The organism is Dyella sp. (assembly GCF_051962475.1).
Taxonomy (GTDB): Bacteria; Pseudomonadota; Gammaproteobacteria; order Xanthomonadales; family Rhodanobacteraceae; genus Dyella_A.
In genome coordinates this window covers 1-16,286 of the sequence record NZ_JBQCCF010000003.1, presented here as the reverse complement: position 1 = coordinate 16,286, position 16,286 = coordinate 1, and the positions used below count along the sequence as shown (strand labels likewise).

At 69.5% G+C, this 16,286-nt stretch carries 11 protein-coding genes and 1 tRNA gene; 4 read left to right on the top strand and 8 right to left on the bottom strand.

The window, feature by feature from the left end; translation table 11 throughout:
• Nucleotides 1–65: 65 nt before the first annotated feature.
• Together ACTHJF_RS00105 and ACTHJF_RS00100 are read right to left on the bottom strand one after the other, a co-directional pair.
• The gene (locus tag ACTHJF_RS00105; RefSeq protein ID WP_440265258.1) at nt 66–2,585 is read right to left on the bottom strand and encodes a cation-translocating P-type ATPase; all 2,520 of its coding nucleotides are present in this window, start codon (nt 2,583–2,585) and stop codon (nt 66–68) included.
• A 69-nt stretch (nt 2,586–2,654) separates the two neighbouring features.
• On the bottom strand, nt 2,655–3,092 hold the full coding sequence (locus ACTHJF_RS00100) for a universal stress protein (protein WP_440265257.1): 438 nt from the start codon (nt 3,090–3,092) through the stop codon (nt 2,655–2,657).
• A 129-nt stretch (nt 3,093–3,221) separates the two neighbouring features.
• Between ACTHJF_RS00100 and ACTHJF_RS00095 the strand changes: the two genes are divergently transcribed.
• The gene (locus tag ACTHJF_RS00095; RefSeq protein WP_440265256.1) at nt 3,222–4,499 is read left to right on the top strand and encodes an NRAMP family divalent metal transporter; all 1,278 of its coding nucleotides are present in this window, start codon (nt 3,222–3,224) and stop codon (nt 4,497–4,499) included.
• An 86-nt stretch (nt 4,500–4,585) separates the two neighbouring features.
• On the top strand, nt 4,586–5,386 hold the full coding sequence (locus ACTHJF_RS00090) for a universal stress protein (protein ID WP_440265255.1): 801 nt from the start codon (nt 4,586–4,588) through the stop codon (nt 5,384–5,386).
• A 12-nt stretch (nt 5,387–5,398) separates the two neighbouring features.
• Here the strand turns inward: ACTHJF_RS00090 and ACTHJF_RS00085 are convergent, their stop codons facing one another.
• The 4 genes from ACTHJF_RS00085 to ACTHJF_RS00070 form a co-directional block, all read right to left on the bottom strand.
• Nucleotides 5,399–6,097, bottom strand: a complete 699-nt coding sequence (locus ACTHJF_RS00085; protein ID WP_440265296.1) for a murein L,D-transpeptidase catalytic domain family protein — start codon at nt 6,095–6,097, stop codon at nt 5,399–5,401.
• A gap of 145 nt (nt 6,098–6,242) precedes the next feature.
• The gene (locus tag ACTHJF_RS00080; RefSeq protein ID WP_440265254.1) at nt 6,243–7,304 is read right to left on the bottom strand and encodes a L,D-transpeptidase family protein; all 1,062 of its coding nucleotides are present in this window, start codon (nt 7,302–7,304) and stop codon (nt 6,243–6,245) included.
• 13 nt (nt 7,305–7,317) lie between these two features.
• The gene (locus ACTHJF_RS00075) at nt 7,318–7,764 is read right to left on the bottom strand and encodes a CBS domain-containing protein (protein WP_440265253.1); all 447 of its coding nucleotides are present in this window, start codon (nt 7,762–7,764) and stop codon (nt 7,318–7,320) included.
• Nucleotides 7,765–7,828: 64 nt separating this feature from the next.
• Nucleotides 7,829–8,473 (bottom strand): DUF2238 domain-containing protein, encoded by a 645-nt coding sequence (locus ACTHJF_RS00070; protein ID WP_440265252.1) that lies wholly within the window; start codon nt 8,471–8,473, stop codon nt 7,829–7,831.
• 252 nt (nt 8,474–8,725) lie between these two features.
• Between ACTHJF_RS00070 and ACTHJF_RS00065 the strand changes: the two genes are divergently transcribed.
• Complete coding sequence (locus ACTHJF_RS00065) at nt 8,726–12,532, top strand: EAL domain-containing protein (RefSeq protein ID WP_440265251.1); 3,807 nt, start codon at nt 8,726–8,728, stop codon at nt 12,530–12,532.
• Between the two features lie 75 nt (nt 12,533–12,607).
• Here the strand turns inward: ACTHJF_RS00065 and ACTHJF_RS00060 are convergent.
• Nucleotides 12,608–12,682: transfer RNA gene (locus ACTHJF_RS00060), tRNA-Val, on the bottom strand.
• Nucleotides 12,683–12,814: 132 nt separating this feature from the next.
• Between ACTHJF_RS00060 and ACTHJF_RS00055 the strand changes: the two genes are divergently transcribed.
• Nucleotides 12,815–13,156 (top strand): lipid-A-disaccharide synthase N-terminal domain-containing protein, encoded by a 342-nt coding sequence (locus ACTHJF_RS00055; RefSeq protein ID WP_440265250.1) that lies wholly within the window; start codon nt 12,815–12,817, stop codon nt 13,154–13,156.
• A 22-nt stretch (nt 13,157–13,178) separates the two neighbouring features.
• On the opposite strand, the gene metH is transcribed toward ACTHJF_RS00055, so the two are convergent.
• Nucleotides 13,179–15,887, bottom strand: a complete 2,709-nt coding sequence (metH, locus tag ACTHJF_RS00050) for a methionine synthase (protein ID WP_440265295.1) — start codon at nt 15,885–15,887, stop codon at nt 13,179–13,181.
• Between the last annotated feature and the right edge of the window lie 399 nt (nt 15,888–16,286).

Sequence of the window (16,286 nt, the reverse complement as noted above, 5' to 3'; positions counted from 1 at the left end):
GGCAACGGGGGCGGGGAGCGTCGCGCCAGGCACGCGAGCCGCCGCAGGATATCAGCGGCGCCTGCTCAGCCGCTGCGGCGTGCGGGCGCAGCAGCACGCCGCCAGCGCATCAGCGCCAGCCAGCCCACCGCTACGGCCAACATCGCCGCCATCGCCAGCACGGTGTGGGCGTCCGGCACGGCCAGCCCCATCACCCGGCGCAGGAACGGGATCGCGATGACCGCCGCCAGCATCACCAGCACCGCAGCCAGCATGCGGCCCACCCACGGGTTGCGCGCGGCACCGGGCGACCCGTGCCGGTTGGCCAGGGTGAGCGCGAACACGCCGCCCACCAGCGCCGCGAATACCGCTGTGCGCGCCTGTGCCACGCCGCCGCCCTGGCCGAGCAGCAGGCCGTAGCCGGCCAGCAGCACCGCCGCCACACCCAGGCCCTGCAGCACGCCGCGGGCGAGGTTGCGCCAGGCGAACGGTGAGGCGTGTGGGCGACGAGGCGGACGTCGCATCAGGTCGTCCGCGGCCGGCTCGGCCTCGAACACCACCGAGCAGGCCGGGTCGATCAGCAGCTCCAGCAGCATGATGTTCACCGGCATCATCACCAGCGGCCAATGCGCCAGCGTGGGCACCAGCGCCAGCGCGATCACCGGCACGTGCACCGCGAACACGAAGCGCGTCGCACGGGTGATGTTGGCGTAGATGCGCCGACCCTGGCGGATCGCCGCCACGATGCTGGCGAAGCTGTCGTCCAGCAGCACCAGCGCGGCGGCCTCGCGCGCCACGTCGGTGCCGCGCTCGCCCATCGCGATGCCGACGTCGGCGGCCTTCAGCGCGGGGGCGTCGTTGACGCCGTCGCCGGTCATCGCCACCACGCGGTCGCCGTGGCGCAACTGCTGCACCAGGCGCAGCTTCTGCACCGGCTGGACGCGCGCGCAGATGTCGACGGTGTCCAGTCGCGCGCGCAGCGAGGGATCGTCCAGCGCGTCGATCTCGGCGCCGGTCAGCACATGCGGCTCACCGTTCAGGCCCACCATGCCCGCAATGGCCCGCGCCGTGGCCGGGTGGTCGCCGGTGAGCATGATCACGCGCACGCCGGCGGCGCGGCACTCGGCCAGCGCGGCCGGCACATCCGATCGCGGCGGGTCGATCAGCCCAACCAAGCCGAGGAAGGCGAAGTCGAAATCGTGCTGGCTGGTGGGCCATGCGCCGCCACGCCAGGTGCCGCGCGCCACGCCCAGCACTCGCAGCCCGCGCTCGGCCATCGCCTGCACCTGCGCATGGATCGCCGCGCGCGCCGGGCCGGGCAGGTGGCACAGGTCGGCCACGGCTTCGGGCGCGCCTTTGGTGGCGAGCAGGTGACAGTCCGGCGCGTCGTGTGGATAGACCCGCGTCATGGCGAGGATGTCCGGCGAGAGGGCGTACTCGGTTTCCACCTGCAACTCGGCGTGCAGATGTTCGGTGCCTTCGAGCCAGCACTGGCCGGTGTCCTGGATGGCCCGTTCCATCGGGTCGAACGGGTCGGGCGGCGTGGCCAGCACGGCGAACTCAAGCAGGGCGTGGAAGTGTTCGGGCAGCGTGGGGGCATCCATCGAGCTGAAGTGCTGGCCGTCGACGGCCAGCTCGGCCACTCGCATGCGGTTCTGGGTGAGCGTGCCGGTCTTGTCCACCGCCAGCACCGAGATGGCGCCGAGCGTTTCCACCGCGTCCATGCGTCGGGTGAGCACGTTCTGCCGAGCGATGCGCCACGCACCGAGCGCCAGGAACACGGTGAGGATCACCGGGATCTCTTCCGGCAGTACCGCCATGCTCAACGCCACGCCGGCCAGCACGCTTTCCAGCAGGCCGTGGTGGTCCCACAGCCAGGCAAGCAGGCAGTACGCCGCGGCCAGCGACAGTCCGCTGACGGTGAGCAGGCGGATCAAGCGGCGCGACGAACGCTGCAGCCCCGATACCGCCTCGCGGGTACCGGCCAGCGACTGGCCGATCGCGCCGACCGCGGTGCTGCTGCCGGTGGCGAACACCTCCGCCACGCCCAGGCCGCGCGTCACCACCGAACTGGCCGACAACGTGCCGGCCGCCTCGCCGGGCAGCTTGCTCACCGGCACCGCCTCGCCGGTGAGCAGCGACTCGTCCACGTCGAGCTGGCCTTCGAGCAGATGCGCATCGGCGGCGATGCGGTCGCCTTCATGCAGTACCAGCAAATCGCCGACCACCACCTCTACGCCGGGCACGCGCAGCTCCGTGCCGTCACGGATCACCAGCGCGCGAGGCGCGGACAGCTCGCGCAGCGCCTCCAGCGCGCGCTGCGTCTTGCGCTCCTGCGCCAGCGTGATGCCGATGACGAACAGCACCGAAGCGAGCAGGAACAGCGCCTCGGCGCGATCGCCCAGTGCCAGGTAGATGCCGCCGGCGACCAGCAGCATCAGGAACATCGGTTCGGCCAGCACGCCCAGCGCGATGCGCGCCAGCGATTTGCGCTCTCCGCCGGGCAGCACGTTGGGTCCATGCGCGGCGAGGCGGCGTGCGGCTTCGTCGCGGCTCAGGCCGGTTCGCTTGGCGATTGCATCATCGACCGGCGAGGGGGACGCCATGCCCGGCTCCGTGGAGGATCGCGCCGGCCCGCTGCCGGCATGCATCGGTGCATCATCCACCCGCAGCGCTCAGTGGCACACCAGCACCGGCACGTTCGACTTCAGCAGCACCTTGTGCGTCTCGCTGCCGAGCAGCAGCCGATTGAGCCCGCGCCAGCCATGCGAGGCCATCACGATCAGGTCGCAGTGCTTGTCGGTGGCCGTCTGCGCGATGGCCTGGTGCGGGCGGTCGTCCAGCACGTAGCTGGTGTCGCAAGTCACGCCGGCCTTGGCCGCCAGGTCGCGGATGTCGGCGAGGTAGCGCTCGGCGCGGGCGATCGATTCCTGCGTGTAGGTGAGCTCGGTGGCCGCCAGCATTTCGGCCATGTACGACACGGTATGAAACGGCGGCACCACATGCAGGGCGTGGATGCGCGCGTGGCAGGTACGCGCCAGCTCGATGGCCGTCGTGGCCGCACGGACCGACAGCTCGGAACCGTCGGTGGGAACCAGCAGATGCTTGAACATGGTCGACTCCCGCAAGACATTGGCAAGTAGTCCAAGCGTGGAGCGCGCGCGCCGAGGGCGCCTTGATGGACGTCAAGCCGGAGGCGCCTCGGTTTGTCTATGATCTTTCCTGATCGCCAGGAGTCGTTCGTGCCGCCATCCGATTCCGCTTCGTCCGAGCGCCCGGCGTCGCTGTCGCGACGACTGGGCGCGGGCCTGATCGCCGGCGCGGCGGACGACGATCCCAGCGGCATCGCCACGTATTCGCAGGCCGGTGCCCAGTTCGGACTGGCGCCGTTATGGTCGCTGTATCTCACGCTGCCGCTGATGATCGGCATCCAGATGGTCAGCGCCGAGGTGGGGCGAGTGACCGGGCGAGGGCTGGCGGCCAACATGCGACGGCACTTCCCGCGCTGGCTGACGGCGGTGCTGGTGGGGCTGCTGCTGGGCGCCAACGTGTTCAACCTGGCCGCCGACATCGGCGCGATCGGCGAGGCGGCGGCGATGCTGCTCGGCGGCACGCCCGCGGCGTACGCACTGGGGCTGTCGCTGCTGTCAATGACGCTGGAGGTGGCGGTGCCGTTTCCGCGCTACGCGCCGGTGCTGCGCCTGCTCACCCTGAGCCTGTTCGCCTACGTGCTTACCGCGATGGTGGTCGATGTGCCTTGGCGCGCGGTGGTGGCCGCGATGGTCTGGCCGCACTGGGTGCCGGATCGCGGCTATCTGCTGATGCTGGTGGCGATCTTCGGCACCACGATCAGCCCCTACGTGTTCTTCTGGCAAGCCTCGCAGGAGGTCGAGGAAGAACTCGCCGCCGGGCAGCCGCCGCTGCGCGAGATGCCGCTCGCCGCGCCCGGTGCGTTCGGCCGCATCCGCTTCGATACGGCGGTGGGCATGGTGTATTCCAACGCTGTGGCGTTCTTCATCATGCTCACCGCGGCCGTGGTGCTGCATCCGCATGGCGTCACCGACATCCAGAGCTCGGCCGACGCGGCCCGCGCGCTGCGTCCGCTGGCCGGGCCGTTCGCGGGCGCAGTCTTCGCGCTGGGCATCCTCGGCACCGGCCTGCTGGCGCTGCCGGTGCTGGCCGGCTCGGCGGCGTATGCCGTGGCCGAGGTGTTCGACTGGTCCGAGGGGCTGGGGCGCCGCCCGGGCGAGGCGCGGCTGTTCTACCTGATCCTGGTGGGGGCGATGCTGCTGGGCCTGCTGCTCAGCCGCTCGTCGATCAACCCAATCCGCATGCTGTTCTGGTCGGCGGTGCTCAACGGGGTGATCGCGGTGCCGCTGATGGCCGGGATCATGGCGATGGCCTCGCGGCGTTCGGTAATGGGCGACCTGGTGATTTCCCGCCCGCTGCGCTGGCTGGGCTGGCTGGCGACGCTGGCGATGGCCGCGGTGGTGGTGGCGATGCTGCCGTTCTGGCGCTGAGCGGCATCGGGCTTGACGTCGGTCAAGGCGCGACCGGCGGTACGCAGCACAATCGCACCGACACCCGACGCCAAGCGAGGACCGCCATGCTCGATCTCATCATCAACGTCGAACGGATGGACGACGATGCCTCCGCCAACGTCGTTGGCATGGCCACGGCGCATCGGCTGGGCGCCTTCGTCACCGGCATGCACGTGGTGGCGGTGTATCCGCCGATCATGACCATGCCCGAGGCGATGGCCCTGCTCGATACCGAAGAGCGCGCCGCGCAGGCGCATGCCGGCTGGTGGCGCAGCCTGTGCGAACGCTACGGCGTGCAGGGCGAGTGGGAGGTGCTGCGCGGCAGTTACGTGCCGATCCTGGCCAAGCGTTCGCGCCTGGCGCAGTTCATCGTGACCGACCTGCCGGTGAAGAACCCCGATTCACCGATCGGCTTCGACAACATCACCCGCACCCTGTTCGGCGATGCGGCGCCGATGCTGCTGGTGCCGGAAACCTGGCAGGGCCCGGCCACGCTCGAACGCGTGCTGATCGCCTGGAACGGCTCGGGCGAGGCCGCCGATGCGGTGAAGGCGGCGCTGCCGCTGCTGCAGCGGGCCAGCAAGGTGCGCGTGCTCGATGGCGAGCGCACCGGCCTGCCGGGACTGGCGCCACCGGCCTTGCCGCTGCGCGCCTGGCTGGCCCGGCAGGGTGTGACGGTGGAGTGGGAGCGCTTCGACGATTCGCCCCATACCGGCAAGGCGCTGCTCGACGAAGCCCGCGCGATGGATGCCGACCTGCTGGTGATGGGTGCGTGGGGCCGTTCGCGACTCAGCGAACTGGTACTTGGCGGGGCCACGCGCCACGTGCTCGACCACACCCATCTGCCGCTGCTGATGGCGCACTGAGCGCCATTGCCATCAGGGGCTGAGCGCGGCGCGCGTGCTGGTTCGGCCACCGCCGCCGTTGAGGCTGGCGGTGACGCTGGTGCCGCAGTCACCCAGCGTGGCGGCGTGGCTCAGCCAGCGCTGGTCTGGATAGTAGGCGAATACCACCGAACGCTCGCGGATCGCGTCGATCAGTTTGTGCGCCACGCCGGCGCGCACCGCCGGACAGCCCCAGCTGCGACCGATCCGTCCCTGCGTCTTGGCGAACGCCGGGCTCACGTAGTTGGCGCCGTGGATCACGATGGCGCGGCTCTCGGCGTTGTCGTTGAAGCCGTCGTCCAGGCCCTTCAGCCGCAACGAGTAGCCATTGTGACCCTGGTAGGTGCCGTCGGTGACGAAGGTGCCGAGGCTGGACATCAGGCTGCCCGGCACATTGGAAAAACGTTCGGTGAGGTTGTCGCCACTGTTGCGCCCGTGCGCCACCCACTCCTTGAACAACAGGGTGCGCTGGTTCACGTCGAACACCCACAGGCGGGGCTCGGTGGACGGGCGCGAGTAGTCGATCACGCTGAGCGTGCGCGTCGGCATCGCCTTCTGCACGCATTGCAGCGCGCGGGTCGCCAGGGCGATCACCTTGGGGTCGGCCGCCGGTGCCGCGCGGGACAGCGCGGCGGCCAGGTCACCGGCGCTCGGGGGCGGCGGGGCCGCGGCACGGCCAGCCAGCGGCAGCATGAAGAGCAGGGACACAACGGGGAGCACGCGACGCACCAGGGTGCGAGGGGCGAGGATCGACATCGGGGATGACCGCAGACGGCAGAGACGAACGGCAGTCTGTCCGGCGCAAGCTGAACGATTTGTCAGGGAAAACTGAACACAGTCAGCGGCTTCCGTGATTCGTGACCGGCTTCGCGCCTGGGCCGGGGCCGCTGGCCGGCTCCGATTCGAGCAGCTTGGCATAGGGCGGTCCGGCAGGATTGCCGTAGCCGGGGAGGTCGGTCACCAGCACCGTGGAGCCTGGCACCAGGGCCCGCTGCAGGCGGGCGCCGAACGCCTCCGGAACATGCAGGTGGCTGGCCATCTCGCCAGGTTCGGGCGCCGCGCCATCTCCCAAAATGCGGTAGGCCGACCAGTTCGGCAGTTTCGCGCCGAACGCGGCCTCGGGCGCGCCGAGGCGGGTGCCGGTCATCACGTAAAGCACAATGCCGGAGGGGGCCGGATCGGCCACCTGGACGAGTGGCGAGCTGTCCACCAGCAGTCCGCCGCGAAGCACATAGACGGCGCGGTCGGAGGTGCTCACCACCACGCTGACCGGCGTCGCCTCCACGTTGGACGGCGCGATGGCGGGCGACGTGGTGCCGGAGGCGTCCGGCACTGCCACCGTGGCGGGCGACATCGGCGCACCGCTCAGGTCGATCGGCGCCACCGCAGCCGGGTGGGCGATGCGTTCGGGCGAGATGCGCGCGTCGGCCACCACCACAATGCCGCCGCGCTGGGTGATCGCGAACAGTTTCTCGGCGAAGGCCTGGGGCAGGCGCACGCAGCCGTGCGAGGCCGGATGGCCGGGCAGGGTGCCGCCGTGCAGGGCGATGCCGTCCCAGGTGAGCCGCTGCATGTACGGCATCGGTGCGTCGTCGTAGAGATTGGAGCGGTGCTCGCGCTCCTTCTGCAGGATGCTGTACACCCCCGGCGGTGTCTCGTAGCCGGGCTTGCCCGAGCTGATCGGCCCGACGCCGATCGCCACGCCGTTGCGGTACACGTAGATGTTCTGCTCGTCCAGGCTCACCACGACCACCACCGGGCCGTTGGGCGCGATCTCCGGGTGCCAGAAGAAGCGCGTGCTGCCGGCCGCGCGGATCGCGCCGAGCGAGAGCGTTGCCAGCACCGCGCAGAGGATCAGGACAGGCAGGTGGCGGAATGCAGGGCGCCGGAATCGGGACATGGGTACAACGCGCTCAGGTATAGCTGCGGTCGAGCAGGGGCTCGACCATCATGGCCTCGGCCAGTCGCCCCAGCAACTCGTTGAGCGCAACCAGCACGTCGTCCGCGCTGACCAACCCGACCAGGCGGCCATCGCCGTCCACCAGCGGCAGCCGGCGCACGCCGCTGCCGCGCAGGATGCCCACCACCTCGGCCAGCGTCGCGTCCGCGGGACACACGGCCAGCGGTGCGGACATCACCTCGCCCAGCGTGGTGATGTCGAGATCGCGCGCCGCGGCGATGGCCTCGGTAACCAGGTCTCGGTCGGTGACCATGCCCACCGGCACCGGCCCGGAAGGCAGCTCGCGCGACACCACCAGGCACCCCACCTGCTGGCGGCGCATCAGGCTGGCCGCGTCGCGCACGCTGAGCGTGGCGGGAGCGTGGATGACGCGGGCGATTCCGATGTCCGAGGCGCGCATGGCGGTGATTCCCGCTGTGACGGATCCAGCCTAGGCGCCACCGCGGCCAGCAGGTTGACGACGGTCAATCCGTCCGCACGCGGCCGGCCCGCAGGGCCAGCACGGTCATCGACAGCACGCTGCCCAGCGCGGCCAGCGCCATGTCCTGCTGGGCGTCCCAGGGATCGCCCTGGGTGCCGAGGTAGGCCGTGCCCAGCTCGCCGCCGAAGCGCAGCGCGGCCAGCCATTCCACCAGCTCGTACACCACCGAGTGGGACATCACGAAACACACAGGCAGGATCCAGCGCCAGATGCCGCGCGGCGGCGCCCGATGCGCGAACAGCTCTATCGCCATGGGCGTCACCAGCATGCCATAGAGGAAATGCACCGCCCGGTCGAAGTGATTTCGATGCAGCCCCAGCAGCCCATTGAGCGAATGGCCGGTGAGCCAGGCGAACGCCTCGTCGTAGGGCACCTCCGAATAGGTGTAGTGCGCGCCCACCTCGTGCAGCAGCAGGAAGACGAACAGCGCCAGGTAGGCGCTGCGCGAGAAGGCCAGCCGCCGCCAGCCGATCACCAGCAGCGGCGCGGCCACCAGCACGACGATGTTTTCCAGCAGCCAGTCCTGGCGGTAGCGCGGCGCGATGCCGAGTGCCGCAGTGGCCAGCGCGAACAGCGCCAGCAGGATCAGCCCAAAACGGGCCGACGCGCCGTGGCTCCCCTGATCCATGCCCCCTCCCTTGCTTGTCGCCCTGGCAGGCGCCGGCAGCGGCCAGTCTGGCACGCGGCGCCGATGCCGGGCGTATGATCGCCGACACAGCGCGGGCCGGACGCCCACGGCCGGGTTCAAGTGCCACCGGAGAATGACGATAAGCCGGATTGCGGCAGAGGCGGATGCTTCGCATGCAATCGATGAGCGCGGCGATCGATGGCGGCGATGGACACCGATGGGGACAGGGCGACGAGGCATCAGCAGGCACGCATGGCGGTCGACGTGGAATCCGGCGAACAGGAAGCGGGGATGAGCGGCCCGGTGGGAGCTGCCGGCGGGCCTCTGCGGGCGGCGCATGTCGAGCTGCGTTCGCGCTTCTACCAGAGCGTCGCCGAAACCCTCACCTTGCTGCACACCGCGCCCGGCTACGACCGTCGCCTGGCGGTGGTCGAGATCGCGCGCATCCTCGCCGCCACCATGAGCCTGCCGCTGGTGTGGATCGGCCGCCGTGCCCCGAATGAGGTGGTGGTGCAGGTGCTGGCCGCGGCCGGGCCGCAGTCCGATTACGCTGCCGAACTGCACCTGAGCAACCGCGCCGACGATGCCGGTGGCAGCGGCCCGGTGGGCATCGCGCTGCGCGAGCATCGGGCGCAGGCGGTATCCATCGATGCACCCATGTTCGCGCCCTGGCGTGCCGCGGCTGCGCAGCATGGTTTCAGTTCCTGCATTGCTGCCGCAGCGGATACCCGCGATGGTGGCCAGCTGACCCTCGCCGTATATGCCGGCGGCTCGGCCGATCTCAGCGAAGACCTGCTGGACTGGGCGCAGCGACTGGCCGACGAGCTGGCGCGCTTCTGGGATCACCAGGCGCTGGTGGAACGAAGCGCCCGCATGAGCCGTTACCGGGATGCGCAGCGCACGATCCAGCGCGCGCTGCTCGACCAGCCCGATCCCGACGCGGTGTACCGCACGCTGGCGCAAGCGCTGGTGGAGATTGCCGGTGCCGCCGCGGTGGACGTGCACATCCTCGATACACAGACCACGCAACTGCGCCGTGCCGCCCTGGTCGGGCCGATCGCGGCGGCGCTGCAGCCACTGTCGCCCTCGCTGCGGCAGGCCGATGGCAGCGGGTTGACGGTGCCGATGCTGGCGCTGCAGTCGCGCGAGCGCCAGGTCCGGGTGCGGCCGCGCGAGCGCCGGGACATGTCGCCGATCTGGCAGCACGAGCCACTGGCCCAGATGGGCGCGATGGGCTGCTGGCCGATCATGCCCCTCACCGGTGGCGCTGCGGCACGTCCGGACCCGCTGGGGGTGTTCGTGATCGTGACGCGCGAGGAAGACGCGCTCGACGAGGAAATGTGCCGCCTGCTCGACGAGCTGGCCGATGCTACCGGGCTGGCGCTGAGCCAGCACGAGCGTCGGCGGATGCTGTCCGAGGAGCAGCAGCGCCAGACCTATCTGGCCCTGCACGATGCGCTTACCGGGCTGCCCAATCGCCGTGCGCTGGACATGCACCTGGAGTGCGCGATCGCTCGCGCCGAGCGCAACGAACGGCTGGTCGCCGCTGGCATGCTGGACCTGGATGACCTCAAGCCGATCAACGACCGCCACGGCCATGCGGTGGGCGATCGTCTGCTGGTGGAAGTGGCGCAGCGACTGCAACGCGCGCTGCGCCCGGAGGACTACGTGGCACGCCTGGGCGGCGACGAATTCGTGCTGGTCTGCGAAGGCCTGCACGACGAGGGCGAGCTGGAGCCGCTGCTGGAGCGGGTGTGGCAGCGCCTGCGCGAGCCGCTGGAGATCGATGGCGCCACCTTCCACCTGGCGGCCAGTCTCGGCATTGCCCTGTTTCCCGACCATGCCAAGGGCAGCGGCGAACAGCTGCTGCGCCGCGCCGACCAGGCGATGTACCAGGTGAAGGCGCGCAAGCGCCAGCGCGAGCGGTGGTGGTCCACGCCACTGATCGCCGCCGAACCGCCGACGCCGGAAGATGACGGCCGCAACCAACCGCCGTACGGGCTCTCGGCAGCCGCGGTGCTGCAGCCCTGGTGCGAGACGGTGGCGCCGCGCCTGCCGGCGCTGATCACCGCGTTCCACGCCGAACTGATGGCGCACGAAGGCATCGCCCGCCTGCTCGACGTGCTGCCGGACGCCGACCGCGAACAACTGAGCTCACGTTTCGCGCGTCACCTGCATCTGCTGCTGCAGCCGGAACTGGATATCGATGCTCATCGCGCCCAGGCCGGCCGCGCCGGTCGCTTCCACGCCGCCGCCGGGCTGGAAGAGGTGTGGCTGCTGGAAGGCATCGAGCGCCTGCGCGATCTGATCGCCGCGATGCTCGGCGACGCCGCGGCGCGGGATCGTCGCCCGCTCAGCATCGTGCTGCAGCGGTTGGGGCTGGAACGCCAGTGGCAGCTGGAAAGCATGCGCGAATTGCAGCGCGCCCGCGTCGCCTTGCTGGCCCGGCTCAACGCGCTGGCGTGGTCGGCCGACGGCTACCTCGAACTGATCCAGGGCGTGGTCGACATGCTCGCCGCGCACGACGAGATCACCTCCTGCGCAGTGGGGCGGCCAGACCACTCCGGTCAGCTCACCTACGAGGCCGTGGGTGGTGAGGCGTTCGCCAATTACCTGCGCGCGTTGGCGCGCGGCGAGGCGGCGCCGATCCGCGTCAATGCCGACAGCCCGCAGGGCGGTGGCCCGACCGGTCGCGCGTGGCGCAGCTCCACCATCCAGCGCTGCCTGCACTACGGTACCGATCCGGTCATGGCGAGCTGGAAGGATCAGGCGCTGGCGATCGGCATCGTGTCCAGCGTGGCGGTGCCGCTGTGCCCGCTGCCGCCGACGCCGGCAGCTGTGCTCACCATCTACAGCGCCTATGCCGGCGGCCTGCAGAGCGAAGACCAGCAGGCCTTCGTCGACCAGCTGAAAAACCTGCTCGACCTGGCGCTGGCGCGGCTGGCGCCGCCGCGACCCGGCACGGCGCTGCTGCCGTTCTTCGTGCGCGAGCGCTGGCGTGCCTTGATCGCCACCGACGCCCTGCAGGTGCACTACCAGCCGGTGGTGCGGCTGAGCGACGGTCGCGTCACCGAGCTCGAGGCGCTGGCACGCGTGCGCGACAGCGACGGCCAGCTGCTGATGCCGGGACGGTTTCTGCCGGCGCTCGGCGACGATGACCTGGTGGTGCTGTTTCGCCACGTGCTGGCCCAGGCCACCGCCGGACGCGAGCAACTGGCCGACGCGGGCCACGCGCTGGACTTGTCGGTGAATGCCCCGGCGGCCGCCTTGCAGGATCCGCGGTACGCCGAAGCCGCCGCCGAGGTGCTGGCGGCCACCCCCTGCCGCGCCGAATCGCTGCTGTTCGAAATACTCGAATCGCCCCTGGGCATGGAGCACGATGACACCCAGGCGATGGCCGGCATGCGTGCGTTCAAGGCGCTGGGCGTGCGGCTGGTGGAAGACGATCTCGGCGCCGGCTACAGCTCGCTGATCCGTCTGCGCCAATGGCCGTTCGATCGCGTGAAGATCGATCAGGCGATCGTGATGCAGGTGGTGGACGACCCGTTGCGGACGCTGCGCTTCATCCGCCAGCTGATCCGGCTCGGCCACGATCTGGACCTGGAAGTGGTGGTGGAAGGCCTGGAAACCCCGGGTCTGATCGAGGCGGCCTTGCTGCTCGGCGCCGACATGGGGCAGGGCTATGCCCTGGCGCGGCCGATGCCGCTGGAGGAACTGCCCGCATGGCTGCGCGACTACCATAGCGGCTGGGGCTCCACGGCTCCGGACACGGCGCTGGGCGCGCTGGCCGGTACCTTGCTGTGGGAAGAACACCTGCACTCGGTGCCCGCCGAGCCGGCGTTCTGGCGCCAGCATGCCGATGCGCCTTGCCCGGCCGGTCGCTATCTCCAGCGCGGCCAGCAGCGCTGGCCGGCCTTGCATGAAGCGCACGAGGCCATGCACGCCGCAGCGCTGGCCGGCCCGCACGATGCCGGCTACCGGCACGCGCGCGAGGGCTTCCTCACGCTGTTGATCGAGCAGATGCGAGCCGAGGAGCGCAGCCAGGACGTGGCTGCCTGAGCCGGTCGAGAGCCGGTGGCGTCCGCCGCAACGAAAGAAGCCACCGCAAGGGTGGCTTCTTTCGTGAATCTAGAGTGGTGGGCGGTACAAGGATCGAACTTGTGACACCTGCCGTGTGAAGGCAGTGCTCTACCGCTGAGCTAACCGCCCGCCGAGAGCGCGCAAATATACGGGGAGTCCGTGCGGTGGTCAACCGGGCGGCCACACTTTTTATCGGCGGCGGGTAGGGCGGCGCGCGATGGATTGCTAGACTGGCGCGCTTTCCACCCCGGACTTGCCCCGATGGACCTGTTCCAGCACGAACTGCATCGCATCCTCGCCGCCCTGCAGGGCTTCGAACTCACCCCGTGGAAGGCGGTGGGTCTGCTGGGCTCGCTGATGTTCACCAGCCGCTGGTTCGTGCAGATGTACTACACCCGCAAGCTCAAGCGGGTGGTGATGCCGCTGGCGTTCTGGTGGCTGTCGGTGTGCGGCAGCGCGTTGCTACTGGCGTATTTCATCGTGGGCAAGAACGACTCGGTGGGCATCCTCTCCAACTTCTTCCCGGCCTTCGTGTCGGTCTACAACCTGGTGGTGCACATGCGTGATGTGAAGCGCCGCCAGATGGTCGAGAGCGAGGTCTGAGCCCGCTCGCCCGGCCGGCGGATCAGTCCGGGTCGTAGTCCAGGATCGGCGCCAGCCAGCGTTCGGCTTCCTCGCGGGTCCAGCCCTTGCGCCGGGCGTAGTCGTCCACCTGCTCGCGGGTGACCCGGCCGACCACGAAGTACTGGCTGTCCGGGTGTGCGAAGTACCAGCCGGACACCGCCGCGGCAGGGGTCATCGCGAAGCCCTCGGTAAGGTTCATGCCGGCGTTCGCCGGCGCGTCGAGCAGGGCGAACAGCGTGGCCTTCTCGGTGTGGTCGGGGCAGGCGGGGTAGCCGGGGGCGGGGCGGATGCCGCGGTAGCCCTCCGCAATCAGAGTGTCGTTGTCCAGCGCCTCGTCGGGTGCGTAGCCCCAGAACTCGCGGCGCACGCGCTCGTGCATGCGTTCGGCGAACGCTTCGGCCAGGCGGTCGGCCAGCGCCTTGAGCAGGATCGCCGAGTAGTCGTCGTGCGCCGCCTCGAAGCGGGCCACGTGCTGCTCGATGCCGATGCCGGCGGTGACCGCGAAGCCGCCGATCCAGTCGGGCTTGTCGCTGTCCTTCGGCGCGATGAAGTCGCTCAGGCAGAAGTCGGGGCGCTCGGCCGGCTTGTCCGCCTGCTGGCGCAGGTGGTGCAGCGTCGTGCCCTTTGCGCTGCCTTCGAGGACGATGTCGTCGCCGACGCTCGCCGCCGGCCAGAAGCCGATCACGCCGCGGGCGGTCAGCCACTTTTCGGTGATCAGCGTGTCGAGCATCTTCTGTGCGTCGGCGAACAGCTCGGTGGCCTGACTGCCGACGATCTCGTCGGTGAGGATGGCGGGGTAGCGACCGGCCAGTTCCCAGGCGTTGAAGAACGGTGTCCAGTCGATGTACTGGCGCAGTTCGGCGAGATCGTAATTCTTGAACACATGCAGGCCGGGCTGCTTCGGTTGGGCCGGCTGGTAGGCGTCCCAGTCGCAGCTGAAGCGCTGGCCGCGCGCCTTCTCCAGTGACACCAGCTGCTTGCCCGGGCCGCGGTTGCGATGGCGTTCGCGCACATCGGCGTACTCGGCACGCACCTTGTCCATGAACGCGTCCACCAGCTCCTTGCTGAGCAGCGACTGCGCCACGCCGACCGCGCGCGAGGCGTCCTTCACCCACACGGTGGGCGCCTTGTAGTGTGGGTCGATCTTCAGTGCGGTGTGCGCACGCGAGGTGGTGGCGCCGCCGATCAACAGCGGGATCTGGAACTCCTGGCGCTGCATCTCGCGCGCCACCTGGCTCATTTCTTCCAGCGAGGGCGTGATCAGTCCGGACAGTCCGATGATGTCGGCGTTGTGCTCGCGCGCGGCGTCGAGAATCTTCTGCGCCGGCACCATCACGCCCAGGTCGATCACCTCGAAGTTGTTGCAGCGGAGCACCACGCCGACGATGTTCTTGCCGATGTCGTGCACGTCGCCCTTCACCGTGGCCATCACGATGGTGCCGTTGTTCTTGCCGGCGTCGCCGGTGCGCAACTTCTCTTCCTCGATGAAAGGAATGAGGTGGGCGACCGCCTTTTTCATCACGCGGGCGGATTTGACCACCTGCGGCAGGAACATCTTGCCGGCGCCGAAGAGGTCGCCGACCACGTTCATGCCGTCCATCAGCGGGCCCTCGATCACGTCCAGTGGACGGGGCGACAGCTGGCGCGCCTCCTCGGTGTCCTCCACCACGAACTGGTCGATGCCATGCACCAGCGCGTGGCTCAGACGCTCGCGCACCGGCTTCTCGCGCCATGCCAGGGTTTCCACCACCGCCTCGCCCTTCTTGGACTTGAAGCGTTCGGCGATTTCCAGCAGCCGTTCGGTGGCATCGGCGCGGCGGTTGAGCACCACGTCCTCGACGCGCTCGCGCAGTTCCTCGGGAATGTCGTCGTAGATCATCAGCGCGCCGGCGTTGACGATGCCCATGTCCATGCCGGCCTGGATGGCGTGGTACAGGAATACCGAGTGGATCGCCTCGCGCACGGTGTTGTTGCCGCGGAACGAGAACGACACGTTGGACACGCCGCCGGAGACGTGGCTGAGCGGAAAACGTTTCTTCAGCTCGCGGGTCGCCTCGATGAAGTCCACCGCGTAGTTGTTGTGCTCCTCGATGCCGGTGGCGATGGCGAAGATGTTGGGGTCGAAGATGATGTCCTCGGGCGCGAAGTCGAGCTTCTCCGTCAGCAGCGCGTAGGCGCGCGAGCAGATCTCCACCTTGCGCGCGCAGGTATCGGCCTGGCCAACCTCGTCGAACGCCATCACCACTGCCGCGGCGCCGTACTGCTGCACCTTGCGCGCCTGCTCCAGGAAGGCCGCTTCACCCTCCTTCATCGAGATCGAGTTGACGATGCCCTTGCCCTGCAGGCAGCGCAGGCCCGCCTCGATCACCGTCCACTTGGAGGAATCGACCATCACCGGCACGCGGGCGATGTCCGGCTCGGCGGCGATCAGGTTGAGGAAGCGCGTCATCGCCGCCTCGGAGTCGATCAGGCCCTCGTCCATGTTGACGTCGATGATCTGCGCGCCGTTCTCCACCTGCTGGCGCGCCACCTCGATCGCCTCGGCGTAGCGGTCTTCCTTGATCAGCTTCCGAAACTGCGCCGAGCCGGTGACGTTGGTGCGCTCGCCGACGTTGATGAACAGCAGGTCCGGCGTGATGACCAGCGGTTCGAGGCCAGACAGGCGGGTGTAGCGGGGAGTATTCATCGAATAAGAAGGCCGACAGTAGATGTGCCCTCTCCCCTGGCGTAGCCGGGGAAGGGGGCTGGAGTAAGGGGGCGCTCTGATGCCTGGGGGAAGAGGAAAGCCAAGAGCTTCCCCCTCACCCAACCCTCTCCCCCGAGCAAAGCTCGGGGGAGAGGGCTCAAGCGCGCGCTGCCGCGGAGTCCTGCTCCCTCTCTCCTGGCGTAGCCGGGGGAGAGGGCTGGGGTGAGGGGGCGCTCTGACGCCTGGGGGAAGGGGAAAGCCAAGAGCGTCCCCCTCACCCAACCCTCTCCCCCGAGCAAAGCTAGGGGAAGAGGGCTAAAGCGCGCGCTGCCGCGGAGTCCTGCTCCCTCTCCCCTGGCGTAGCCGGGGAAGAGGGCTGGAGTGAGGGGGCGCTCTGATGCTTGGGCGAAGCGACCAGCCAGG